Genomic DNA, 21804 nt, shown 5'->3' with positions numbered 1-21804 from the left:
GATGACCAGGGCCGCGGACACCCTCACCGCTGCGCACCCGGCCGATGCCGCCGCGCGATCCGTCCACACTGCCACCGCCACCGCCGACCGTGCCACCGACCACGCCGGCGTCGACGCAGCCGTGCCATCCGCGGACGGCCCCGAACTCGCCGCCCGCGCCGCCGAACTGGTGCGGGACGCGGTGCTCGGCGACCTCGCCCGCCGGGTGGTGGCCGAGTGCGGCGCGGACGTCGGCCTGGTCGGCGTGCCCGAGCCGCTGCCGGGCGCCCGCGCCGGGGACGACGGCATGGTGCTGCGCCACTGGGCGGGCACCCGGGCCGACCTGCTGCACGACCTCGCCGTCCCGGCCGGACTGGGCCTCGGCGGCCGGGCACTGGCCGAGCGCGCGCCCAGCTGGGTGCCCGACTACCGTGCGGCGACGACCATTTCGCACCACTACGACGCGGCCGTGGCCGCCGACGACCTGTACGCGATGCTCACCGTCCCCCTGGTGGACGGCGACACCGTGCACGGCGTGGTCTACGCCTCGCTGCGCGCCGTGGTGCCGTTCGGCGACGTCCGGATCTCCGCCGTCGGCCGGCTGGCCGCGGCCGCCGCCCGGGCGCTCGCCGGGGCCGCCGCCTGGAGCCGGGAGGAGCGGCCGGACCGGGAGGCGCCGGGACCGGCCCGACCGCTGACCCGGGCGACCCCGTCGGCCCCGCTGACCCCGCGCGAGCACGAGGTGCTGCGCTGGGCGGCGACCGGCCGGACCAACCCGGAGATCGCCGCCCACCTGGGCCTGACCTGCAACACCGTGACGGGCTACCTCAAGTCCGCGATGCACAAGCTCGGCGTCCGCAACCGCACCGAACTCGCCCTCACCGCACGCGAGGCGGGACTGGTCAGTTGACCTGCCGGTCCCGGCCGCTCCAGTACGGCTCGCGCAGCCGGAACTTCTGCAGCTTCCCGGTGGCCGTGCGCGGCAGCTCGTCCCGGAACTCCACCGAGGTGGGCGACTTGTAGCCGGCCAGCCGCTGCTTGCAGTGCGCGATCAACTCCGCCTCGGTGGGCGGCGCCTGGCCCTCCCGGAGGACCACCAGCGCCTTGACCGTCTCGCCCCACTTCTCGTGCGGCACCCCGATCACGGCCACCTCGGCCACCGCCGGGTGGCCGTACAGGCAGTCCTCCACCTCGATCGAGGAGACGTTCTCCCCGCCGCTGATGATGACGTCCTTCTTCCGGTCGGAGATGGACAGTTGGCCGTCGGTGAGGGTGCCGCCGTCGCCGGTGTGGAACCACTCGTCCCGTAGCGCCTCGGCGGTCTCCCGCGGCTGCTGCCAGTAGCCGTCCAGCACGGTGTTGGAGCGCACCAGCACCTCACCGGACGCGTCGACCCGCAGCTGGGTGCCGAGTGCCGGGGCACCGGCCTGCACCAGCTTCTCGGCCCGCTCGGCGGCCGGCAGGGCGTCCCACTCGGCGCGCGAGCGGTTGACCGTGACGATCGGGGCGGTCTCGGTCAGGCCGTAGAGCTGCATGAACTCCCAGCCCAGCAGCTCCTCGACCTGCTGCACGACCGAGGTGGGCGGCGGCGCGCCGGCCACGATCATCCGCACCCGGTCCCGGCCGGGCACCGGGCCGTCCCAGTCGGCGGCCGCGTCCAGGACCATCTGCACCACGGCGGGCGCGCCGGACAGGAAGGTCACCCCGTGCCGCTCGACCCGGCGCAGGATCTCCGCACCGTCCACCTTGCGCAGCACGATGTGCCGGGCGCCGAGGCCGGTGAGCGCGAACGGCAGGCCCCAGCCGTTGGCGTGGAACATCGGCAGGGTGTGCAGGTAGACGTCCCGGTCGCTCGCGCCGTAGTGCAGGCCCATCAGCGTCGCGTTCAGCCACAGGTTGCGGTGGGTGAGCTGAACGCCCTTGGGGCGGGCGGTGGTTCCGCTGGTGTAGTTGATGGTGGCGGTGTCGTTCTCGGAGACCGCGTACCGGCGGGGCGGGGTGGCGAAGTCGTACAGCAGGGCGTCGCTGTCCGCGCCGAGCACGAACTTGTGCTTGGCCACCACCCCGTGCAGCGCGTCGGCGAGCTCCGGGTCGACCAGCAGGACGGACGCACCGCTCTGCTCGACGATGTACGCGACCTCCTCGGCCCGCAGCCGGAAGTTCACCGGCACCAGCACCCGGCCGTACCCGCTCACCCCGAAGAAGGAGGTGAGCAGCCGGGCCGAGTTGTGCGAGACGATCGCGACCCGCTCGCCCGGGCCGACGCCGAGCCGGTCCAGCCCGGCGGCCTGCGCCCGGGCGAGTTCGGCGATCCGCCGGTAGCGCGGCTCGCCCCAGGATTCGGCCGGCTGATCCGGTTCGTCGACGATGCCGACCCGGTCGCCGTAGACCAACTCGGCCCGGTCGAGGAAGTCCAGCACGGAGAGTGGAATCTGCATGCGCCCACTGTCCTCTCCGCCCGACTCCCTGCACACCCCCGATCGGGGGTGTCACCCGTCCGCGGGAACCCGCTCCGGCACCGGAACCCGTCGCGGCCCACGAACCCGCTCCGGCACCGGAACCCGCTCGGACGCGCGGATCCGCTCGGACGCCGCCAGGGTGGCCGCCAGTCGGTCCCGGGTCTCGGTCTGGGCGGCGATCCGGCGTTCCAGCACCGCCAGCCGCTCCCGGAGGATCTCCAGCACCCCTTCCGACGGCCGCCGGGAGAGCACGTCCCCGTCCAGGCAGCCGAGCAGCGGCCGGATGTCCTCCAGGGTGAGCCCGGCGGCCACCAGGGCGCGGATGTTGCGCACCCGTACGACCGCCGGATCCGCGTACTCCCGGTAGCCGTTGGCCGCCCGCTCGGACGTGATCAGCCCGCCCTGTTCGTAGTGCCGCAGCGCCCGGGCGGTGCTGCCCGTCCGCCGTGCCAGTTCCCCGATCCGCACCGCTGCCCGTCCCGTCCGTCGCTCAGGCGACCAGCGCGCCCCCGTCCACCGACAAGACTACGCCGGTCACGAACGAGGCCTGCGGTGCCGCGAGTTGGGTGATCGCCCAGGCCACCTCGGCAGGCCGGCCGATCCGGCCCAGCGGGGTCTGCGCCAGTTGCCAGGCAAGCAGCGCCGCGGACTGTTCGGGGCTGAAGCCGGAGTGCTCGCCGATCGGGGTGTCGATCGCGCCGGGCGCCACCGCCACCACCCGGATGCCGTGCGGGGCGAGTTCCACCGCCCAACTGCGGGTGATCGTCTCCAGCGCGGCCTTGCCCGCCGCGTACACCGAGTTGGTGGGCCAGCCGCGCTGCCCGACGGCCGTACTGACGTTGACCACCACGCCCCGGCTCTCGGTCAGGGCCGGCACCGCGGCCTGTCCGAGCAGCACCGGGGCGACCAGGTTGGTGGACAGCAGTGCCTCGATGCCGGCCCGGTGGAAACTGCCGAGGTGCTGGTCGCTGTGCACGACGCCGGCGTTGTTGACCAGGACGTCGAGCCGCCCGTACCGCTCCAGGACCGTTCCGACGATCCGTTCCGGGGCGTCCGGCCCGGTGATGTCGGCGACCAGCGGCTCGATCAGCCCCGGGTGCGCGGCCGCCGTCTCCGCCAGCGGCCCGGGTCGCCGCCCGATCGCCACCACCCGCGCGCCCTCGGCGGCGAAGGCCCACGCCGTCTCCCGCCCGATCCCCGTCCCGGCCCCGGTGACCACCACGACCCGCTCCGTCACTGCGTTCTGCTCGTTCATGGGTCCACCTTCCGACCCTGCCGCCAGCGTCAGGGTCAAGCCGCAACCGCGGGAACCCGCCCGTCGTCCGTGGAGATCGCGACGAACCAGCGGGGGAGACCACTCCTGCCGGGTCGCGGAGAAGAGCGGCTACCCGTTCGCGAGGATCCTCCCGGCCTTCCCGCCGTACCCCCTGGACGGTCACCTGCACTCCCGGAAAAGACTGGACACGATCGAACGGCACCGGTCAGAGTGAGCGCATGGCTTCTCTGGTGCGACACGTGACGATCGACTGCGACGACCCGTTCGCCCTCGCCGCGTTCTGGGCGAAGGTGCTGGACGGCACGGTGGGCGAGGACGACAACCCGGGCGACCCGGAGGCCGCGGTGAGGTCCGCCGGTGCCGACCTGCTCTTCATCAAGGTGCCGGACGCCAAGTCGGTGAAGAACCGGGTCCACCTCGACATCCAGCCGCAGGACCGCAGCCGTGACGAGGAGGTGGAGCGCCTGCTCGCCCTGGGCGCCACGGTGCTGGCGGACCGCCGCCGCCCGGACGGCACCGGTTGGGTCACCCTGGCCGATCCGGAGGGCAACGAACTGTGCGTCGAGCGCAGCCAGGCCGAGCGGATCGCCACCGGCGCCTCCTGAGGGCCGACAGGGCTTGACGGCGGCAGGGACTGACGCCGAAAGGGTGGTTCCGCACCGTGCGCACGATGCGGAACCACCCTTCGTCAGCTGCTCACCGCCCGTTCACCGACCGCTCACCGCCGGAGGGGTGGTGCTCAGCCCTCGATCTGCGAGTTGCAGTTGTTCATCCAGGCGGCCAGGGTGTGCGCGACGTCGCTCTGGCCGGCGTGCACGTTGGCGCTGTAGTCCTGCTGGACGGCGTTCTTCAGGGCGCCACCGGTGAGCGGGCCGACCTGGCCGTCGGCCTCCAGGCTGTGCTCGGACTGGAAGTGCTGCACCGCCCCGAGGGTGGCCTGGCCGTACACGCCGTCGACGTTGAGGCCGGCGCCGTCCACGTAGTCCAGGCCCTGCTGGAGGCAGCTGACGGCCGAACCGGTGTCGTTGGGGTTGATCTGCGAGGCGGCGTTGGCCGTACCGACCGCCAGGCCGAGCGCGGCGCCGGCGCCGAGGGTGAGGGTGGCCGCGCGAAGTGCCCACTTCTTCTGCATGTCAAGTCTCCTCAGTCGCACAATTCACAGGGGTGACGGGAGTGTTGTGGTGTCGCACCCGTCGCCGACGATCGTGCGCCGTCCCGGGGGTGCGGACCAGGCCTTCCGGCGGGGTTGGCCGAAAGCCCGAAGGGCCGCGCGGTGCTTCCGGGAGGCGCCGCGCCGGATCGGGCGGGCAGGGGTCGACCGGCCGGTCGGTCGGCGAAGTTCGACAATGGTCGACGTATTGGCCTGGTGCCATCCGAAGTCTTTACCGACCGCTCGGTCGAGTCCGGCCGCGTGGCGGAATCGTGGCCTCCGCCGGGCTGTCGTAGCGCCCCCGGGGTGATCGGTTGGCCGATAATCGCCGATGGCCGGCGATGTCTGACGAGGCGTCGGACCAGCGCACACCACCACCGAACGGACAGGTAGGTACCCCATGGCCGGAATCGCCGTGATCGGCGCCAATGGCACCATCGGCAGCGCCGTCGTCACCGAGGCGGTGGCCCGCGGGCACGAGGTCACCGCCGTGGTCCGCGACCCGGACCGCTACCGGGGCGCGGCCGCCGCGGTGGTCCGCGGCGACGTGCTGGACCCGGCCGACGTGGCCCGCGTGGCGGCCGGCCGGGCCGTCCTGGTGAGTGCCGTGGGCGGCGGCGACGGCCCGGGCCACCTGGCCCTGATCGAGCCCGCCGCCCGCGCCCTGGTGGCGGGCCTGCGCACGCTCGCCGACGCCGCGCCCCGGCTGGTCGCGGTCGGCGGCGCGGGCAGCCTGGAGACCGCGCCGGGCGTACGGGTCTGGGACGCCCCGGGCCTGCCGGAGCCGATCCTGCAGATCATGCACGCCCACGGCGCCGCGCTGGACTACTACCGGACCGTCTCCGACCTGAGCTGGACGGTGCTCAGCCCGGCCGCCGAGATCGTCCCGGGGGAGCGGACCGGCCGCTACCGGACCGGCCTGGAGCAGCTGCTCGTCGACGCCGCGGGGCGCAGCTGGATCTCGGTGCCGGACTGCGCGGTCGCCCTGCTGGACGAGGTCGAGCAGCCCGAGCACATCGGCGAGCGCTTCACCTGCTGCGCCCTGTGACCGTCGCGCGGGCGCTCACCCGTTCAGCCCAGCTGGATCGAGCGCTTCGCCAGCCCCATCCAGAACCCGTCGATCACGCTGCGCTGGCTGCCGAGGTCGGCCTCGCCGGCGCCGAGGGCGACGAACAGCGGGGCGAAGTGCTCGGTGCGCGGGTGGGCGAGGCGACCGGCCGGGGCCTTGCGCTCGAAGTCGAGCAGCGCGTCCAGGTCGTGGGCGTCCAGGGCGCGCTTGCCCCAGTCGTCGAACTCGGCCATCACCGAGCTGATCCGGCCCTCGCCGCTGAGCGCCCGCAGGTTGTGGGTGAAGAAGCCGCTGCCGATGATCAGCACGCCCTCGTCGCGCAGCGGGGCGAGCCGGCGGCCGATCTCCATCAGCCGCTGTGGGTCCAGGGTGGGCATGGAGATCTGCAGCACCGGGATGTCGGCCTCCGGGAACATCTCCACCAGCGGCACGTAGGCGCCGTGGTCGAGCCCGCGGTCGGGGATGTCCTGGACGGGCGTGCCGGGGGCGCGCAGCAGCTTGCGCACGCGCTCGGCCAGTTCCGGCGCGCCGGGGGCGTCGTACCGGACGGTGTAGTAGTGCTCGGGGAAGCCCCAGAAGTCGTAGACCAGCGGGACGGTGGTCACGGCGCCGACGGCCAGCGGGGCCTCCTCCCAGTGGGCGGAGACCATCAGGACGGCCCTGGGGCGCGGCAGGTCGGCGGACCACGCGGCCAGCTCGCCCGGCCAGACCGGGTCGTCGGCGAGCGGCGGCGCGCCGTGCGAGAGGTACAGGGCGGGCATACGCTCGGGGGCCGCGGTGCTCATGGCGTCCTCCTCGGGGGGTCGGGTTGCGGGGCCGTACAGGTAGTTCAAATTTGAACCTCTATGCTCCGGACGGTACACCTTCGTTCGAATTTGAACAACAGGAGTAGGCTTCACCCCATGTCCTCACTGAACGAACCCCGCTGGCTCGACCAGGACGAGATGGCCGCCTGGCGGGGTTTCGTCGTCGCGAGCAACCTGCTCAACCGGCGGCTGGAGCGCCAGCTCAAGGACGACTCCGGCCTCTCCCACCAGCAGTACGAGATCCTGGTGCACCTCTCCGCGGCCCCGGGCGACTCGCTGCGGATGACCGAACTCGCCGACAAGCTGGTCACCTCCAAGAGCGGACTCACCTACCAGGTCACCCAGCTGGAGCGGATGGGCCTGGTCGGCCGCCGCTCCTGCCCCAGCGACGTCCGCGGCGTCATCGCCGAACTCACCGACCAGGGGCGGGAGATGATCCGCCAGGCCGCCCCCGGGCACGTCGCCCTGGTGCGCGAACTGCTGATCGACGTGCTCACCCGCGAACAGCTGGCCGTGCTCGCCGAGAGCCTCGGCACGGTCAGCGCCCGGCTGCGCCAGGACGAGACCCCGTAGCCACCCGCCGGCCCGCCCGCCGCGGCCGCCCACCCACGGCTGCCCACCCACCCGCGGAAACCCACCCACCCGGCCACCCGGCTACCCGTCCAGCCCGGCCGCCCGCTCCCGCAGCAGCTCCCGCTCCCGCTCGTTGCGGGTCAGCTCCGCCGCCCGCTCGAACTCCGCCCGTGCCTGCGCCGTCCGCCCCAGCCGGGCCAACAGGTCGCCCCGCACGCTCGGCAGCAGGTGGTAGTCCCGCAGGGCCGGCTCCGCCGCCAGCGCGTCCACCAACTCCAGCGCGGCGGCCGGGCCCCGGTCCATCGAGACGGCCACCGCCCGGTTCAGCGCCACCACCGGCGAGGGCGTCAGGACCAGCAGCCGCCCGTACAGCGCGGCGATCGTCGCCCAGTCGGTGTCCTCGTAGCGCCGCGCCCGGGCGTGGCAGGCGGCGATCGCGGCCTGCACCGAGTACGGCCCGCCGCCCGCCCGCCGGAACGCCTCGAAGCCGCGCCGGATCAGCAGCCCGTCCCAGCGGGCCCGGTTCTGGTCGGCCAGCAGGACCGGCCGCCCGTCCGGCCCGGTCCGGGCGGCCGTCCGGGAGGCCTGGAACTCCAGCAGCGCGGCCAGCCCGTGCACCTCCGGCTCGGCGGGCACCAGCGCGGCCAGCACCCGGGCCAGCCGCAGCGCGTCCTCGCACAGCTGCGGGCGCAGCAGGTCGTCCCCGGCGGTGGCCGAGTACCCCTCGTTGAAGATCAGGTAGACGACCTCCAGCACCGAGGACAGCCGCTGCGCCCGGTCCTCGCCGTACGGCACCTCGAACGCCACCCCGGCCCGGGCCAGCGTCCGCTTCGCCCGGACGATCCGCTGCGCCACGGTCGGCTCCGGCGCGAGGAAGGCCCGGGCGATCTCGGCGGTGGTCAGCCCGCCGAGCAGGCGCAGCGTGAGCGCGATCCGGGCCTGTGCCGACAGCACCGGGTGGCAGGCGGTGAAGACCAGCCGCAGCAGGTCGTCGTCGATGTCGTCCGGCCCGGTCGGCTCCACCGCCGCCGTCGCCTCCGGCGCGTCCGTCAGCGACCGCCCCACCTCGGCGAGCTTGCGGGCGTACACCTCCCGGCGGCGCACCAGGTCGATCGCCCGCCGTTTGGCGGTGGCCGTCAACCAGGCGCCCGGGTTGTCCGGAACGCCCTCGCGCGGCCACTGCTCCAGCGCGGCCACCAGTGCGTCCTGCGCCAGTTCCTCGGCCAGTCCGAGGTCCCGGACGATCCGCGCGGTCGCGGCGATGATCCGCGCGGACTCGATCCGGAACACCGCTTCCACGGCGGCCGTGGCATCCCTCTCCGTCACGGCCACCCATCAGAGCAGGCGGCGGAGCGGGAGGCAACGAGCGCCACGGCCGTCGAGGAGCGCTGCCGCCGTTACGGCGTGGGCTGCGGCATCTCGTCGATCTGCCGGACCTCCGCCTCGACCGACCACTGCGCGGGGTGGGTCTGCAGGAAGCGCCGGGTCCACTCCAGGGCCTCGCCCTTGTCCTTGCACTGCAGGACGGCGTAGCCGCCGACGACCTCCTTGGTCTCGGTGAACGGCCCGTCGGTGTAGCCGATCTTCCCGTCGGCCCAGCTCACCCGGGTGCCCTGGGCGGTCGGGGTCAGCCCGGCGGTCTCCAGCATCACCCCCGCCTTGGTGATCTCCTCGAACAGCGCCCCCATCCGCTGCTCGAACCCGGGGTCGGGCTCCCAGCCCTCCCGGGCGTTCTCGTCGATCCGGATCAGCGTCATGAAACGCGGCATGGTGACTCCTCGGTCGTGCGGGCGGGGCCTCTCCCCGGCCGCTCACCCCTGCGTCGATCGGGGCGGCCCCGGATCGACATCCACCGCGACATCCACCGCGGAAATTTTTTCCACCGCCTCTCCGGAGGGGTCCCACGGGTCCGCCGGCCCGTGATCGAATGGCTCGAACACGGAAGCGGTGGAGGGGGAGGCGGCGATGCTGGGGGAGATTCTCGGCGTGCTGACGGCGGCGATGGGGCCGACGCCGACGGAGTCGACGCGGTCGCCCGCACGGCTCTTCAGAGCGGGGCGGGTCCTGGTCTCCGAGGGCTGCGTCCTCGGCGACCGCCCCTACTGCCGCCCGGGGGCGGCGTTCCTGCACCTCTCGCTCACGGCGCTCGCGGTCTCGCCGGACCGGGAGGCCGACGTACGGGCCCGGCCCCTGCCGGTCGGCGGCCTGGAGCCGGTCGCGGTGCGGAAGCGGCGCCCGGGTGACCCGGCGGCGGTCCGGAGGCACTGGGACGTGATCGAGTGCCGGGACGGCGGGGAGCCGGTCCTGATCGGCTGCGAGCCGTTCTACACGGCGTACATCCGCCGGGTGCTTCAGTCCGACGGGGCCTGAGCGGCCGACCCCGGCGCGCACAGCAGCGCCGCCCGCAGGTCGAGCCGGTCCCGCAGCCGGGCCAGGTTGCGGCCGGTCAGCTCCTCGATCCGGCGGATCCGGTAGTGCACCGTGTTGACGTGGATGTGCAGCGACTCCGCCGTCCGCGCCCAGGAGCCGTCGTGGTCCAGGAACACCGCCAGGGTGCCCAGCAGCGAGACGCTGTTCTCCTCGTCGTGGGCGGTCAGCGGGGCCAGCAGCCGGGTGTGGAACGCGGCCGTCACCTCGGCCGGGATACCGCTCAACAGCCCTTCCAAGGAGTCCAGTTCGGCCGCGCTGCCGACCGGTCCGGCGGCTCCCGCCAGCACGTACCGGGCCTGCACCAGCGCGGCCCGCAGCGCCCCGCCGGCCGCCGGGGCGGCCGGGCCGACGCCGATCCGCAGGGTGCGCCGCCCGGTCAGCCGGGCCTGGAGGGCGGGCCGGGCCCGGCGCAGCCGCTCGGTGATCCGCTCGACGGGCGCGGCGACCAGGGCGGCGCTGCGCCCGGAGCGGTCGGTGCCGGCCGCGTACGGCACGTCCAGCGGGTGCAGTGCCTCGGCCAGCGCGTGGGCGGCCCAGTCGGCGGGCACCTCGTCGCCGGTCCGGCCGGGTTCGATCCGGGCGGTGACCGCCACCAGCGCCGCCGCGCCGCCCAGCCCGCAGCCGGTGAGCGGCTCGGCGAGCCCGCCGTCGTCGGCCAGCGCGTCCAGCAGCCGTCCGGCGGCCCGCCGCCGGGCCGCGGCCGCGGCCCGGGCCCGGGCGGCGAGCGGGGCGAGCAGCTCGGCCAGGCCCTGGAGGGCCGGCTCGGCCGCCGGGGTGTGCGGATGGGCGCGCAGCCGCCAGCCGTCGAACGGGGAGCCGTCCTGGGGGCCGACCGGCAGCCCGGGCCCGCCGCGTCCGGCCGGTGGCGCGGACCCGCCGCGTCCGGCCGCCGACCCACCGGCTCCCGCCGCCGACCCGCCTCCGCCGGCTCCCGCCGCCGGTGCGCCGCCGCCGGGTCCGGCCGCCGTCCCGGCCCGGGAGAGGGCGACCGGGCGACCGCCGGCGGTGCTGATCGAACAGTCCGGCAGCCCGAGCCGGCCGACCGCGCGGGCCAGGACCTCGCCCGGCCCGGCCTCGGTGCGGACCAGGTCGAGCAGCTCGCTCCGGACGGTCTCCGGGAGCGCCGCGGTGTCCTGCGCCCCGGCCCGCAGGCCGCCCCAGAGCCGCAGGTAGACCCGGTCGGTGACGGCCCGGAAGCTCACCCCGGCGGGCACCGCCAGCAGCGGGATGCCGTGGGTGCGGCAGGCCTCGGCCAGACCGTCCGGGATGCTGCCGTGGGTGCCCTCGCCGGCCAGTAGGGCGGCGACGCCCGCGCTGCGCAGCGCGGTGGCGAAGCGCAGCGCACCGGAGGCGTCGGCGGGTCGCCACCAGACCAGGCCGGTGAGCACGAGCTCGCCGGGCTGGAGGTAGCGGGCCGGGTCCTGGAGGTCGGTGGAGCTGACGCCGGTGACCGGGCGGTCGAGCAGTTCCGGGGTGCCCCAGGCCAGCCGGATGGACAGGTCGTCGAGGTGCAGCAGGTCGCCGACGATCATCTCTTGCTCGCTCTCGCCCGGGTGTCGCCTTGGTGCGTCGCCTGTATTCCTCTCGCAGGTGAGAGGGCTATCGGCGTAGGGGCATCGTAAATGCCAAGGAGGCGACCGTGAATCTTCTTGTCGGATCATCCAGCGGAGGGCCCCGTGGACGGTGCCCGGAACCAGTGGTCCGCCCGATTGCCCGGCTGCTTCACTCGCTGTGCGGGGCGTGCCGAGCCTTCTCCTCCGGCGCTCCCCGTGACCTGCCCGCAGATGCCAGGTGAGGAGCGTCCATGCCTTGGCAGGTGCGGGTGAATACGGGCATTCGGAGTCGCAGCTGCGAATGCCCGGGCTCCCCTTCGGGTAGTCCTCCTCCCGGGTCGCAGTGGCGCGGCCCGGGAGGAAGGAGCGCGCCATGACCCCGGCGAGATCCGGTGCGACCCCGGCGACACCCACCGTCCGGCTGCTCGGCCACCTCGACGAGCCGGCCGAGCTGACCGTCGAACAGCTGCGTGCCCTCCCCGCGCACCGGGTCGAGGTCAGCTTCGACTGCCTCACCGAGGGCGAGCAGCACCACGGCTACGAGGGCCCGGCCCTGCTGGACGTCCTGCTCGCCGCCCGCCCCCGGATCGACTTCTCCGGCCGCAAGCAGCGCCTGCGCTTCCTGCTCAACGTGGTCGGCGCCGACGGCCACCGGGCGGTGGTCTCCTGGGCCGAGATCGACCCGGACTTCGGCGGCCGCCGGATCCTGCTGGCCACCAGCATGGACGGCACCCCGCTGGACGCCGCCGGCCCGCAGCTGGTCGTCCCCGACGACCACTGCGGCGCCCGCTACGTCAGCGCCGTCACCGCCGTCTGGCTGGGCCCGCTCGGCGACCAGGCCGAGCAGCCCGCCTAGGACCCCCCGGGGGGTCGGGGGCCGGGGGTCAGGGGTCGCCCGGTACCGCCGGGAAGTCGCCCAGGACCGCCGGGGCGGGCCACGGGCCGGGGAAAACCGCTCGCCCGGGCCGGTTTTCCGTGCCAACATGCCCCATATGGGGACGATTCTGCACGGCACCCTGGTCACCCTCCGCCCGGCGACCGCGGACGACATCCCGGCGCTGGTGGCGATCCGCAGCACGCCCGAGGTGTTCGCGCGCTGGCGGGGCGGGGACGACCTGGTCGACGAGGTCGCGCGGGACTTGGAGGAGCCCGACACCGAGACCTTCGCGATCGAACTGGGCGGCCGGGTGATCGGCGCCGTGCAGTGGTACGCCGAGAACGACGACGAGTACCGGCACGCCGGGATGGACGTCTACCTGGATCCCTCGGTGCACGGCCTGGGCCTGGGGACGGACGCCGTGCGCACCATGGCCCGGCACCTGGTGCACGACCACCACTACCACCGCCTGGTGATCGACCCGGCCGCGGACAACGCCGCCGCGATCCGCTGCTACACCAAGGTCGGTTTCCGTCCGGTCGGCACGATGCGCCGGTACGAGCGCGGCCCGGACGGCAGTTGGCACGACAACCTGCTGATGGACCTGCTCGCGGACGAACTGTCGGAGGGCTGACGCGAGGTCACCCGCCCCTTCGCCCGGGGTGCAAGGGTGTACAGACATCTTGTCAGCCAGACGTCCTGACCTGTACAGACACCTCACCGCCACAGGAGCGATCGGAACTGATCGCCTGGCGTTCGTCCCGACGTACCGAGCGGTAGCTAGCGTTCCTCCGCCAATCCCCGGCGGTCGGTCACCCCGACCGGCCCGGGCCCCACCGGATCGACGGACCCAGGAGAACGCCCATGCTCTCGCGTCGCACGGCCACCGCCCTCACCTCGGCGGCCGCCGCCGCACTCCTGCTCGGCGGCACCGCCCCGAGCGCCTCCGCCGGGGTCACGGCGAGCACCACCACGCTGTCCGTGTTCGCGTTCAACGTCGACCTCGGCACCGCCATCGTCGACAGCACCCAGAACGAGCGGGCCTCCACCCGCACCCCGGTGATCGAGCAGATCGTCCGTCAGCACAACGCCGATGTGGTCGTCCTGGACGAGCAGTTCAACAACAGCTCGACCGCCGACATCAACAGCAAGCTCGCCGACCTCTACCCGTACCGCACGCCGGTGGTCGGCGGCGTCTGCTCCGGCGGCGGCTGGACGGGCGTCAGCGGCAACTGCTCCAACTCGTGGTTCGTCATCAACGGCGGCACGATGATCCTCTCCAAGTACCCGATCAGCGCCCAGTACGCCCACGTCTTCAGCAACTCCACCTACGGCACCTGGGACTACCACGCCAACAAGGGCGCGGCGCTGGTCGAGGTCACCAAGAACGGCACCCCCGCCTGGGTCGTCGGCACCCACCTCCAGGCCGACGAGTCGGGCACCTCCACCGACACCACCCAGTCCACCCGGCTCGGCCAGCTCGCCGAGATCCGCGCCTGGGTCGACGGCATCGTCGGCAGCAGCGCGCCGGTGCTGATCGGCGGGGACCTCAACGTCGAGTACGTCCACGGCCAGGGCCGCGGCGACTACACCAACGCCCGGAACGCGGTGAACGGCGTCCTCGGCACCCCGGCCACCGACCCGAACCAGGCCCGCACCACCATGGACTGCCCGGTCTCCGCCTGGTGCCAGTACATGTCCGGCGTCGAGACCTTCCCGGCCGACTACCGGGACGACCTCGACTACATCGGCTACCTCAACGCCCCCGGCCGCCCGGTGCCGACCTCGATGTCCACCGTGAAGATCGACTTCGACCCGCAGGCGGGCTGGACGCCGGGGCAGTCGGACACCAAGGCGCCCAGCGACCACTACCCGGTCGAGGCCGGCTTCCAGCTGAACTGACCGTCGGCCCCGGGCGGTCGGCCCGGACGGTCGGCCGGGCAGCCGCAGGAGCGCCGCACCACCAGCCGGGCCGGGAAGGTCCGGGCCCCGGCGGAGCGGTGCTCCGGTCCGCCGAGCACCAGCTCCAGCGCGGCCCGGGCCATCTCGTCCTGCGCGGTGGTGACGGTGGTCAGCGCCGGTCCGGCGATCACCGCCTCGGCGATGTCGTCGAAACCGGCCACCGCGAGGTCCTCCGGCACCCGGATGCCCAGGTCGTCGGCGGCCCGCAGCAGGCCGATCGCCTGGTCGTCCGTCGCGCAGAACACGGCGGACGGCCGGTCCGGCCGGCCCAGCAGGGCGAGCGCCTCGGCGTGCGCCCGGACCCGGTCGAAGGGGGCCGGGACGAGCCGCCCCGCGGTGGCCAGCCCGGCCTCGGCCAGCGCCGCGGCCCAGCCGGCCGTGCGCCCGCTGACCGGGTCGAGCGGGCTGAGCGCCAGGGTGCCGCCGAAGCAGTGCACCTCGGCGTGGCCGTGCCCGAGCAGGTGGCGCACCACCTCGCGGGCGCCGCCCTCGTCGTCCGCCACCACGGCCACCCCGCCGACGCTCTCCGAACGGTGGTGCAGCAGCACGACCGGGGTGCCGTCGGCCGAGTCGAAGCCGGTCAGCCCGGGGGCGGCCGGGTCCTGGGTGACCAGGATCAGGCCGTCCACCTGCATCCCGAGGAAGGCCCGGATGTAGTGCGCCTCGCGCTCGTCGGCGTAGTCGGAGTTGCCGATCAGCAGCAGCCGGCCGTGCTCCGCGGCGGCCTGTTCGACGGCGTGCGCCAGCCCGGCGAAGAAGGGCTGCCGGGCGTCCGGCACGACCATCCCGAGCAGGTCGGTCCGCCGCCGGGCCATCGCCTGGGCGACCCGGTTGGGCCGGTAGCCGAGCTCCTCCACCGCCGCGAGCACCCGGGCCCGGGTGGCCGGCGCCACCGGCCGCGGCCCGTTGTTGATCACATAGCTCACGACCGCCGTGGACGTCCCCGCCACCCGCGCCACATCGTCCCGTGTCACCCTCGCCATGACGGATGAGCCTACACAGCGGCTCCGACCAGCTCGTTTCCCGCGTCCTGCGGTACGCCCGACCGGCCCGCCCCGGCGACGGCGGGGGTGGTAGCGTGCCGACGCTGGCGGGACGGGCGGCAGCGGGTGCCGCCGCCGCCGACCGCTGGGAGCAGGTCGATGAGCACGCCGCCGCACCGCCGGGCCACCCGGCCCCTGCGCCCGACCACCCGGCCGCGGGTCCGCATCCACGCCCGGGTGCGCGCCGCGAGCGCCACCCGGCCGAAGGTCCGGCCCTGGCGGGCGTACGCCGTGCTGGTGGCGATCGTGCTGTTCGTGGCGGCCGGGCTGGTGCTCTACTCCGACGAGCGCTCCAGCCGCAGTCACGACCAGAAGGTGGGTACGGCCTCCGGGGCGGACTTCCTGGAGGTCCAGGTCGTGCTCCAGCGGGTCGACGCGGCCGCCGAGACGGTCGCCGCCAAGATCCTGGTCCAGCCCCACGGCGCCCTGGGGGCGTCCGGCATCCAGCAGATCCCGGCGCAGGACGTGGTGCTGGAGACCACCTCGCTGGAACAGACCGTCCTCAAGTACCCGGCCGGCCAGCCGATCCCCTCCAGCCCGATGTCGTTCAGCCTGTTCGAGGGCCGGGTCACCGACTACCCCTTCGACGCCTACCGCGCCCGGATCGGGTTCCGGGCCACGGCCGACGGCAGGCCGACCCCGGTGGTGATCGACATCCAGGAGGCCGACCCGTTCTTCGCCTTCACCCCGGGCGCACAGGAGACCGACGGCCTCGGCATCGCCGTCGACGAGGGGATCAGCCGCTCCCGCAGCACCTTCATCCTGGCCTGGTTCATGATGGCGGCGATGTGGGCGCTGGCCCTGTCCGTCCTGGTGGCGGCCTGGCTGATCGTCCGGCAGCGGCGCGGGATCGTCTGGCCCGCCCTGAGCTGGATGGCGGCCACCCTGTTCGCCCTCGTCGGGATGCGCAACGCCGCACCCGGCACCCCGCCGATCGGCTCGCTGCTGGACTACGCGGCGTTCTTCTGGGCGGAGCTGCTGGTCGCGGTCGGCCTGACCATGGTCGTGGTGCGCGGCGCCCGGGTCGAGGGCGCCCACCGACCGGGCACCTAGGCCCGAATGAGCGGGCCCGGTCAGTACGCGTAGTCCGCGCAGATGTCCGCCGCGAGCCGGAGGGACTGCTCCGCGCGCGGCCCGCGCAGCGTCAGCAGGGTCTGGGCGAGCGCGTCCACGGCGGTCAGGTGGGCGAGCCGGCTGGCCGTGGTCTCCAGGCCGAAGACCAGGTCCTGACCGCCGGCGACCAGGACGCAGGTCGCCGTCTCGGTGAGCGGCGAGCGGGCGTAGCTGGTGAGCGCCAGCACCTCGGCGCCGGCCGTCCGGGCGGCCCGGGCGGTGTCCACCACGCTGCGGGTGGCGCCGGTGTGGCTGACGGCCACGCAGACCGCGCCCCGCGGGAGGCCGGCGGCCGCCAGCTGGGCGGTCATCGCGTCGGCCGGGGAGTCCACCGGGAGGCCGAGGGCGCGCAGCCGGTAGGCGAGGTCGAGCGCCACCGCGCCGGACAGCCCGGTGCCGACCAGGAGCACCCGGGGGGCGCCGTCCAGCAGTTCGGCGGCCGCGCGCAGGTCGTCCGGCCCGAGCGTGGCGGTGATCCCGTCCAGGGCCACCCGGGCGGCGCGCACGGTGTCGGCGAGCGCCCGGGCGGCCGGGTCGTCGGTGGACCCGGCCGGGACCGGGGCGGCGGGGGCGTGCCGGGCGGCGGCGATCTTCAGCTCCTGGAAGCCGCGGAAGCCGAGCCGCTGGCAGGCCCGGACGACCGAGGAGGGGGCCGTTCCGGCCAGCGCCGCGACGTCGCTGACGCTCAGGTGCACCAGGTCCGTGCCGCGGTCCAGCACCACCTGGGCGACCCTCGCCTCGGTGCCGCGCAGCTCGCCGAGCCGGGACCGGATCTGCGCGGCCAGCCGGGATTCCAGGGGCGTGAAAAATTCGGAACGTTCTTCCATGGATCCAGGGTAGCGTGGAATCCGGTTCCGAGTCCGCCGGAAATCCGGCGGGCCGACAGGAGGGGAGCTTCGCCATGTCAGAAGTCGGGTCGGCCGTGCCGCTGGTCGTGCTCGCGGCCGCCGTGCTGCACGCGGTGTGGAACGGGCTGGCACACCGGATCCCGGACAAGATGGTCGGCTTCGCGCTGATCAACCTGACGTACACCGCCTGCGCCCTGGTGCTGGTCGTGGTCAACCCGCTGCCGGCCGCCGCGGCCTGGCCCTACCTGCTGGCCTCCACGGTGGTCCAGACGCTCTCCACGGTCCTGCTGCTGCGGGCCTACCAGCTGGGCGACTTCGGGCAGATGTACCCGATCGCCCGCGGCTCGGCGCCGCTGCTGGTGGCGCTGCTGTCGGTCGTGCTGCTCGGCCAGCACCCGGGTGCTGGCGAACTGGTGGGCGTGGTGGTGATCTCCTGCGGCCTGATCGGGTTGGCCTTCGCCCAGGGCATACCCGGGCGGGCGCAGCTGCCCGCTCTCGCCGCCGCCGCCGGGACGGGCGTGATGATCGCCGGGTACACCGTGCTGGACGGCAGCGGCGTCCGGCACGCCGGCACCGTCGGCGGCTACGTGGCCTGGCTGTTCCTGCTCCAGGGGCCGGCCCTGGTGGCGGTGGCCTGGGCCCGGCGCGGCCGCACCCTGCTCACCGGGGTGCGAGCGGTGCTGCCGGTCGGCGTCCTCGGCGGAGTGCTGTCGCTGACGGCGTACGGCCTGGTGGTCTGGGCGCAGTCCCGGGGCGACCTCGCGACGATCGCGGCGCTGCGCGAGACCAGCATCGTGATCGCCGCCCTGATCGCCACCGTGGTGTTCCGGGAACGCCTCGGCCGGCTGCGGCTGACTGCCGCAGCCACCGTCCTCGGCGGCATCGCGGTGCTGGAGCTGGCCAGGCCCTGAGCCCGGGCGCCCTGACCCCTGCCACCCACGGCTCGGGGTTCAGGACTCAGGGCTCAGGGCTCGGGACTCAGGGCTCGGGACTCAGCGCCTGGCGGCCCCGGGAGCCTCAGGCCGCGTCCGGCACGACCACGGTCAGCGAGGTCTCCGTCAGCAGGAAGCCCAGGGCCTCGTAGACCCGGCGGGCCGGGTTGCCCTCGGAGACCACCAGGTGCACGTCGGCCAGCCCGCGGTCGGCGGCGTCCGCGACCGCCCGGCGCAGCAGGTCGGCGCCGAGGCCGCGGTAGCCGCGCTGCGGGTGGCGGAAGACCTCGGCGACCCACGGCAGGCCGTCGCGGTCGGTCAGCACGGCGGCGCCGACCACCCGGTCCTCGGCGTCCACGGCGAGCAGGCTGGAGGGCAGCACCGGGCCGATGGCCTGCCCGGCCAGCAGCGGGCCGATCCGCTCGGCCAGGGCCTGGGCGTCGTCACCGGCGAAGTGGTCCACGTGGGCCGGGTCGAAGGCGGCCCGCCAGGGCTCCAGCAGGTCCTCCGGCGCGCGGTCGCAGGGCACCGCCCGCAGGCCCTCGCGCAGCGGTGCCCCGGCCCAGTCGGCGGGCGGGGGGTCGGCGCGCAGGTCGCGCCGGAAGGTGTGGGCGTGCCGCAGTTTCCGTGCGCCCCGCTCCAGCAACTGCTGCCCGAGCTCGGGGGTGCCGGAGACCACCCAGCCGGGCAGTTCGGCGCGGACGAGCTCCGCCGCGCGCGCTGCGTCCAGCGAGTCGTCCAGGACCTCCAGCAGGTCGGCCCAGGGCCGCCCCTCCCGCTCGCCCTCCAGGTAGCCCAGCACCGGTATGCCGTCGCCGTTCCGCCTGATCACCCGGTCCGCGTCCGTCATGGCCCCACCTCATTCACGAGATTCACGAGATCGTTCGTCGGCGGCCCATGCTCACCATCGCGAGGGGTCCGCGCAACGGGTTTTCGACCAGCGCGTTCCTGAGGTCGGGCCGACGGCGAGCACCCGGTGGCGGACGGTCAACCCACCACCGCCGCACGGACGCAGAGCACGTCCGGCAGGTGGGAGACCAGCAGCGACCAGGTCTCGCCCTCGTCGTGGCTGCCGTAGACGTCGCCGGTCCGGTTGCCGAAGTAGATCCCGGCGGGCTCGGCGTCGTCGGTGCGCAGGGCGTCGCGCAGCACGATGCCGTAGTGGTCCTCGCCCGGCAGGCCGTCCGCCAGTTGCTGCCAGCTGGTGCCGGCGTCCGTGGTGCGGAAGACCCGGCAGCGGCGGCCGGGCGGGATCCGGTCGTCGGAGCCGCCGAGCGGGAAGAGGTAGGCGGTGTCGCCCCGGCGCGGGTGGGCGGCGACCGCGAAGCCGAACTCGGCGGGCAGCCCGTCCACGATGGAGCGCCAGGTTCCGCCCCAGTCGTCGCTGCGGTAGACGCCGCCGTGGTTCTGCAGGTAGAGCCGGTCGGGGTGGACCGGGTCCGGGGCGATCTTGTGGACGCACTGGCCGAACTCGGGGTACTGCCGCTCCTCCGGGAAGAACTCGGCGCGCAGGCCGGTGTTGGCGGGCGCCCAGGTGTCCCCGCCGTCCTTGCTGCGGTAGACGCCGCCGCTGGAGACGGCGACCAGCAGCCGCTGCGGGTCGCGCGGGTCGGTGAGGATGGTGTGCAGTCCCTGGCCGCCGTAGCCGGCGCCCCACTCGGTCCGCTGGGGGTGGTTCCAGAGCGACTCGACCAGGGCGAAGGTCTCGCCGCCGTCGGTGGAGCGGAACAGCGCGGCGGGTTCGGTGCCCGCGTACACCACGCCGGGGGCCTCCGGCCCGGCGGGCTGGAGCTGCCAGACCCGGGTGAGCGAGGCACCGGTGGACTCGGGGAAGCGGATCGCCGGCCGGGCCGGCTCGGACCAGGTGGCGCCGAGGTCGTCGGAGCGCCACACCGAGGGGCCCCAGTGGCTGCTGTCGGCGCCGACCAGGAGTCTGGTCCGGTCCGCGCGGCGGTCGATCGACACGGAGTAGATCGCGTTCATCGGGAAGTGCGGCCCGCTGAACTCCCAGTCCAGCCGGTCGCGGCTGCGGCCGAGAAAGAGGCCCTTCTCGGTTCCGACGGCCAACAGCACCTCGGTCATGCCTCACACCACCTACGGGTACGGCCCCCCGGGACGGCCCCCTCGGGGCGCGCCGGGCGGGCCCCACCGCCAGTGTCCCGCCGTCCGCCGACGGCCACATCCCGCCGCGCCGGGACCGTGCCGCGCCGGGGCCGCGCGGCGCCGGGGCCGCGCGGCGCCGCTCCACGCCACGCCACGCCGCGCGGCGGGTCGGGCGGGCGCTACCCCCGGCAGCCCTCCAGCAGCCGCAGCCACACCTCGCTGATCGTCGGGTAGGCGGGGACGGCGTGCCAGAGCCGGTCGATCGGCACCTCGCCGACCACGGCGACGGTCGCCGAGTGCAGCAGCTCGGCGACGGCCGGGCCGACCAGGCAGGCGCCGACGATCACCTCCCGGTCCAGGTCGAACACCACCCGGGCCCGGCCCCGGTAGCCGTCGGCGTAGAGCGAGGCCCCGGCGACGTTGCCGATCTCGTGGTCGACGTGAGCGACCCGCAGCCCGAGCCGCTCGGCCTCGGCCAGGGTCACGCCGACCGCCGCGACCTCCGGCTGCGTGAACACCACCTGCGGCGCGCCGGCCAGGTCGGCGGACGCGGAGTGCGCGCCCCAGCGCGAGGTGTCCAGCGCGCGTCCCTGGGCGCGGGCGGCGATCACCGCACCGGTGATCCGGGCCTGGTACTTGCCCTGGTGGGTGAGCAGCGCCCGGTGGTTGACGTCCCCGGCGGCGTACAGCCACTCGCCGTCCACGCCCCGCACCGTGCAGCTGTCGTCCACGTCCAACCAGCCGCCCGGCCGCAGCCCGACCTGCTCCAGCCCGATGTCGGCGGTGCGCGGGGCGCGGCCGGTCGCGTAGAGCACCTCGTCGACGGTCAGCCGCCCGCCGTCGCCGAGCGTGAGCGCCACCGGTCCGGCGCCCCCGGTCCGTTCCACCGCCGTCACCTCGGTCCCGAAGCGCAGGTCGACGCCGGCCTCCCGCAGCGCCTCCGCGACCAGCTCGCCCGCGAAGGGCTCCAGCCGCGGCAGCAGCGCGTCGCCGCGCACCAGCAGCACCACCTCGGAGCCGAGCGCCCGCCAGGCGGTGGCCATCTCCACCCCGACCACCCCGCCGCCGACCACCGCGAGGCGCCCCGGGACGGTCTTCGCGGAGGTCGCCTCCCGGTTGGTCCACGGGTGCGCCTCCGCCAGCCCGGGCACGTCGGCGGGCAGCACCGGCCGGCTGCCGGTGCACACCGCGACGGCGTGCCGGGCGGTGAGCACCCGCTCGCTGCCGTCCTCCGCCTCCACCGTGACGGTCCGCACGCCGGCCAGCCGGCCGTGGCCGCGGACCAGCTCGATGCCGGAGTCCCGCAGCCACTGCACCTGGCCGTCGTCCTTCCAGTCCGAGGCGAAGGAGTCGCGCCGGGCCAGCACGGCCGCCGCGTCCAGCCGCGCCCCGCCGACCGCCTCGCGGGCGCCGGCCACCGTGCGGGCGTCGGTGAGCGCGGCGGCCGGGCGCAGCAGCGCCTTGCTCGGCATGCAGGCCCAGTACGAGCACTCGCCGCCGACCAGTTCGGCCTCCACGATCACCGTGCGCAGCCCGGCGGCGACGGTCCGGTCGGCGACGTTCTCACCGGTCGGGCCGGCGCCCAGGACGATGACGTCGTACTCCTCGGGGGTGCTGCTGGTCATGTCCCG

The 21804-nt window shown here is 74.7% G+C and carries 23 protein-coding genes; 10 read left to right on the top strand and 13 right to left on the bottom strand.

Translation table 11 applies throughout. The features are described from left to right. Position 1: 1 nt before the first annotated feature. Positions 2 to 889: a LuxR C-terminal-related transcriptional regulator gene (locus AB0O91_RS26215; protein ID WP_363437558.1), complete on the top strand. Its 888-nt coding sequence runs from the start codon at positions 2 to 4 to the stop codon at positions 887 to 889. On the opposite strand, the gene AB0O91_RS26210 is transcribed toward AB0O91_RS26215, so the two are convergent. From AB0O91_RS26210 to AB0O91_RS26200, 3 genes are read right to left on the bottom strand one after another with little or no spacing between them, the layout of a single operon-like run. Next, complete coding sequence (locus tag AB0O91_RS26210; RefSeq protein ID WP_363437555.1) at positions 882 to 2417, bottom strand: AMP-binding protein; 1536 nt, start codon at positions 2415 to 2417, stop codon at positions 882 to 884. The genes AB0O91_RS26215 and AB0O91_RS26210 overlap by 8 nt on opposite strands. A gap of 51 nt (positions 2418 to 2468) precedes the next feature. Further along, complete coding sequence (locus tag AB0O91_RS26205) at positions 2469 to 2906, bottom strand: MerR family transcriptional regulator (RefSeq protein WP_363437552.1); 438 nt, start codon at positions 2904 to 2906, stop codon at positions 2469 to 2471. Positions 2907 to 2928: 22 nt separating this feature from the next. Further along, positions 2929 to 3693, bottom strand: a complete 765-nt coding sequence (locus AB0O91_RS26200) for an SDR family oxidoreductase (RefSeq protein ID WP_363437551.1) — start codon at positions 3691 to 3693, stop codon at positions 2929 to 2931. A 239-nt stretch (positions 3694 to 3932) separates the two neighbouring features. Here AB0O91_RS26200 and AB0O91_RS26195 point away from each other — a divergent pair, with 239 nt between their 5' ends. Next, entirely contained in the window at positions 3933 to 4319 is a 387-nt protein-coding gene (locus tag AB0O91_RS26195) for a VOC family protein (protein WP_363437548.1), read from the top strand. A gap of 134 nt (positions 4320 to 4453) precedes the next feature. Here AB0O91_RS26195 and AB0O91_RS26190 read toward each other — a convergent pair whose 3' ends face one another. Further along, positions 4454 to 4846, bottom strand: a complete 393-nt coding sequence (locus AB0O91_RS26190; protein WP_363437545.1) for a peptidoglycan-binding domain-containing protein — start codon at positions 4844 to 4846, stop codon at positions 4454 to 4456. Positions 4847 to 5264: 418 nt separating this feature from the next. Between AB0O91_RS26190 and AB0O91_RS26185 the strand changes: the two genes are divergently transcribed. Further along, positions 5265 to 5912 (top strand): NAD(P)H-binding protein, encoded by a 648-nt coding sequence (locus AB0O91_RS26185; RefSeq protein WP_363437543.1) that lies wholly within the window; start codon positions 5265 to 5267, stop codon positions 5910 to 5912. Between the two features lie 23 nt (positions 5913 to 5935). Here the strand turns inward: AB0O91_RS26185 and AB0O91_RS26180 are convergent, their stop codons facing one another. Continuing rightward, positions 5936 to 6718 carry a class III extradiol ring-cleavage dioxygenase gene (locus AB0O91_RS26180; RefSeq protein WP_363437541.1) on the bottom strand — a complete coding sequence of 261 codons (783 nt, stop codon included), beginning with the start codon at positions 6716 to 6718 and terminating at the stop codon, positions 5936 to 5938. 126 nt (positions 6719 to 6844) lie between these two features. On the opposite strand from AB0O91_RS26180, the gene AB0O91_RS26175 reads away from it, so the two are divergent. Next, positions 6845 to 7312 carry a MarR family transcriptional regulator gene (locus AB0O91_RS26175; RefSeq protein WP_363437709.1) on the top strand — a complete coding sequence of 156 codons (468 nt, stop codon included), beginning with the start codon at positions 6845 to 6847 and terminating at the stop codon, positions 7310 to 7312. An 81-nt stretch (positions 7313 to 7393) separates the two neighbouring features. Here the strand turns inward: AB0O91_RS26175 and AB0O91_RS26170 are convergent, their stop codons facing one another. Both AB0O91_RS26170 and AB0O91_RS26165 read right to left on the bottom strand, forming a co-directional pair. Further along, positions 7394 to 8644: a DUF6596 domain-containing protein gene (locus AB0O91_RS26170; RefSeq protein WP_363437539.1), complete on the bottom strand. Its 1251-nt coding sequence runs from the start codon at positions 8642 to 8644 to the stop codon at positions 7394 to 7396. Positions 8645 to 8709: 65 nt separating this feature from the next. Next, positions 8710 to 9081: a YciI family protein gene (locus AB0O91_RS26165; RefSeq protein WP_363437536.1), complete on the bottom strand. Its 372-nt coding sequence runs from the start codon at positions 9079 to 9081 to the stop codon at positions 8710 to 8712. Positions 9082 to 9277: 196 nt separating this feature from the next. On the opposite strand from AB0O91_RS26165, the gene AB0O91_RS26160 reads away from it, so the two are divergent. After that, on the top strand, positions 9278 to 9682 hold the full coding sequence (locus AB0O91_RS26160) for a hypothetical protein (RefSeq protein WP_363437534.1): 405 nt from the start codon (positions 9278 to 9280) through the stop codon (positions 9680 to 9682). Here the strand turns inward: AB0O91_RS26160 and AB0O91_RS26155 are convergent. Then, positions 9664 to 11274 (bottom strand): PucR family transcriptional regulator, encoded by a 1611-nt coding sequence (locus AB0O91_RS26155; RefSeq protein WP_363437531.1) that lies wholly within the window; start codon positions 11272 to 11274, stop codon positions 9664 to 9666. The genes AB0O91_RS26160 and AB0O91_RS26155 overlap by 19 nt on opposite strands. A gap of 394 nt (positions 11275 to 11668) precedes the next feature. Between AB0O91_RS26155 and AB0O91_RS26150 the strand changes: the two genes are divergently transcribed. The 3 genes from AB0O91_RS26150 to AB0O91_RS26140 all read left to right on the top strand — a co-directional run bounded on the left by AB0O91_RS26150 (position 11669) and on the right by AB0O91_RS26140 (position 14074). Then, a complete protein-coding gene (locus AB0O91_RS26150) occupies positions 11669 to 12151 on the top strand; it encodes a molybdopterin-dependent oxidoreductase (protein WP_363437529.1) in 483 nt (160 codons plus the stop codon). A 136-nt stretch (positions 12152 to 12287) separates the two neighbouring features. Further along, positions 12288 to 12806, top strand: coding sequence for a GNAT family protein (locus tag AB0O91_RS26145; protein ID WP_363437526.1), 519 nt, complete (start codon positions 12288 to 12290; stop codon positions 12804 to 12806). A 230-nt stretch (positions 12807 to 13036) separates the two neighbouring features. Beyond that, complete coding sequence (locus tag AB0O91_RS26140; protein ID WP_363437524.1) at positions 13037 to 14074, top strand: endonuclease/exonuclease/phosphatase family protein; 1038 nt, start codon at positions 13037 to 13039, stop codon at positions 14072 to 14074. Here the strand turns inward: AB0O91_RS26140 and AB0O91_RS26135 are convergent. Further along, the gene (locus tag AB0O91_RS26135) at positions 14041 to 15117 is read right to left on the bottom strand and encodes a LacI family DNA-binding transcriptional regulator (RefSeq protein ID WP_363437522.1); all 1077 of its coding nucleotides are present in this window, start codon (positions 15115 to 15117) and stop codon (positions 14041 to 14043) included. The genes AB0O91_RS26140 and AB0O91_RS26135 overlap by 34 nt on opposite strands. Before the next feature lie 159 nt (positions 15118 to 15276). On the opposite strand from AB0O91_RS26135, the gene AB0O91_RS26130 reads away from it, so the two are divergent. Next, positions 15277 to 16230 (top strand): DUF4436 family protein, encoded by a 954-nt coding sequence (locus AB0O91_RS26130; RefSeq protein ID WP_363437519.1) that lies wholly within the window; start codon positions 15277 to 15279, stop codon positions 16228 to 16230. A 20-nt stretch (positions 16231 to 16250) separates the two neighbouring features. On the opposite strand, the gene AB0O91_RS26125 is transcribed toward AB0O91_RS26130, so the two are convergent. Beyond that, positions 16251 to 17117 (bottom strand): MurR/RpiR family transcriptional regulator, encoded by an 867-nt coding sequence (locus tag AB0O91_RS26125; protein ID WP_363437517.1) that lies wholly within the window; start codon positions 17115 to 17117, stop codon positions 16251 to 16253. 74 nt (positions 17118 to 17191) lie between these two features. Between AB0O91_RS26125 and AB0O91_RS26120 the strand changes: the two genes are divergently transcribed. After that, complete coding sequence (locus AB0O91_RS26120) at positions 17192 to 18049, top strand: DMT family transporter (RefSeq protein ID WP_363437514.1); 858 nt, start codon at positions 17192 to 17194, stop codon at positions 18047 to 18049. A 106-nt stretch (positions 18050 to 18155) separates the two neighbouring features. Here AB0O91_RS26120 and AB0O91_RS26115 read toward each other — a convergent pair whose 3' ends face one another. The 3 genes from AB0O91_RS26115 to AB0O91_RS26105 all read right to left on the bottom strand — a co-directional run bounded on the left by AB0O91_RS26115 (position 18156) and on the right by AB0O91_RS26105 (position 21798). Continuing rightward, on the bottom strand, positions 18156 to 18920 hold the full coding sequence (locus AB0O91_RS26115; RefSeq protein ID WP_363437512.1) for a GNAT family N-acetyltransferase: 765 nt from the start codon (positions 18918 to 18920) through the stop codon (positions 18156 to 18158). A gap of 137 nt (positions 18921 to 19057) precedes the next feature. Beyond that, positions 19058 to 20152 carry an exo-alpha-sialidase gene (locus AB0O91_RS26110; protein WP_363437510.1) on the bottom strand — a complete coding sequence of 365 codons (1095 nt, stop codon included), beginning with the start codon at positions 20150 to 20152 and terminating at the stop codon, positions 19058 to 19060. Between the two features lie 200 nt (positions 20153 to 20352). After that, a complete protein-coding gene (locus AB0O91_RS26105) occupies positions 20353 to 21798 on the bottom strand; it encodes an NAD(P)/FAD-dependent oxidoreductase (RefSeq protein WP_363437507.1) in 1446 nt (481 codons plus the stop codon). Positions 21799 to 21804: the final 6 nt, after the last annotated feature.

Origin of the sequence: Kitasatospora sp. NPDC089797 (assembly GCF_040684795.1) — a bacterium.
Taxonomy (GTDB): domain Bacteria; phylum Actinomycetota; class Actinomycetes; order Streptomycetales; family Streptomycetaceae; genus Kitasatospora.
This window is presented reverse-complemented; position numbering and strand designations above follow the sequence as displayed.

Bases quoted from the DNA above. Each gene is read 5' to 3' on its own strand.
- AB0O91_RS26155 (WP_363437531.1), bottom strand. From the start codon at position 11,274: ATGATCGTCGGCGACCTGCTGCACCTCGACGACCTGTCCATCCGGCTG.
- AB0O91_RS26165 (WP_363437536.1), bottom strand. From the start codon at position 9,081: ATGCCGCGTTTCATGACGCTGATCCGGATCGACGAGAACGCCCGGGAG.
- AB0O91_RS26145 (WP_363437526.1), top strand. From the start codon at position 12,288: ATGGGGACGATTCTGCACGGCACCCTGGTCACCCTCCGCCCGGCGACC.
- AB0O91_RS26140 (WP_363437524.1), top strand. From the start codon at position 13,037: ATGCTCTCGCGTCGCACGGCCACCGCCCTCACCTCGGCGGCCGCCGCC.
- AB0O91_RS26200 (WP_363437551.1), bottom strand. From the start codon at position 3,693: ATGAACGAGCAGAACGCAGTGACGGAGCGGGTCGTGGTGGTCACCGGG.
- AB0O91_RS26125 (WP_363437517.1), bottom strand. From the start codon at position 17,117: ATGGAAGAACGTTCCGAATTTTTCACGCCCCTGGAATCCCGGCTGGCC.
- AB0O91_RS26180 (WP_363437541.1), bottom strand. From the start codon at position 6,718: ATGAGCACCGCGGCCCCCGAGCGTATGCCCGCCCTGTACCTCTCGCAC.
- AB0O91_RS26215 (WP_363437558.1), top strand. From the start codon at position 2: ATGACCAGGGCCGCGGACACCCTCACCGCTGCGCACCCGGCCGATGCC.
- AB0O91_RS26120 (WP_363437514.1), top strand. From the start codon at position 17,192: ATGTCAGAAGTCGGGTCGGCCGTGCCGCTGGTCGTGCTCGCGGCCGCC.
- AB0O91_RS26160 (WP_363437534.1), top strand. From the start codon at position 9,278: ATGCTGGGGGAGATTCTCGGCGTGCTGACGGCGGCGATGGGGCCGACG.
- AB0O91_RS26135 (WP_363437522.1), bottom strand. From the start codon at position 15,117: ATGGCGAGGGTGACACGGGACGATGTGGCGCGGGTGGCGGGGACGTCC.
- AB0O91_RS26185 (WP_363437543.1), top strand. From the start codon at position 5,265: ATGGCCGGAATCGCCGTGATCGGCGCCAATGGCACCATCGGCAGCGCC.
- AB0O91_RS26210 (WP_363437555.1), bottom strand. From the start codon at position 2,417: ATGCAGATTCCACTCTCCGTGCTGGACTTCCTCGACCGGGCCGAGTTG.
- AB0O91_RS26150 (WP_363437529.1), top strand. From the start codon at position 11,669: ATGACCCCGGCGAGATCCGGTGCGACCCCGGCGACACCCACCGTCCGG.
- AB0O91_RS26110 (WP_363437510.1), bottom strand. From the start codon at position 20,152: ATGACCGAGGTGCTGTTGGCCGTCGGAACCGAGAAGGGCCTCTTTCTC.
- AB0O91_RS26105 (WP_363437507.1), bottom strand. From the start codon at position 21,798: ATGACCAGCAGCACCCCCGAGGAGTACGACGTCATCGTCCTGGGCGCC.
- AB0O91_RS26115 (WP_363437512.1), bottom strand. From the start codon at position 18,920: ATGACGGACGCGGACCGGGTGATCAGGCGGAACGGCGACGGCATACCG.
- AB0O91_RS26190 (WP_363437545.1), bottom strand. From the start codon at position 4,846: ATGCAGAAGAAGTGGGCACTTCGCGCGGCCACCCTCACCCTCGGCGCC.
- AB0O91_RS26130 (WP_363437519.1), top strand. From the start codon at position 15,277: ATGAGCACGCCGCCGCACCGCCGGGCCACCCGGCCCCTGCGCCCGACC.
- AB0O91_RS26195 (WP_363437548.1), top strand. From the start codon at position 3,933: ATGGCTTCTCTGGTGCGACACGTGACGATCGACTGCGACGACCCGTTC.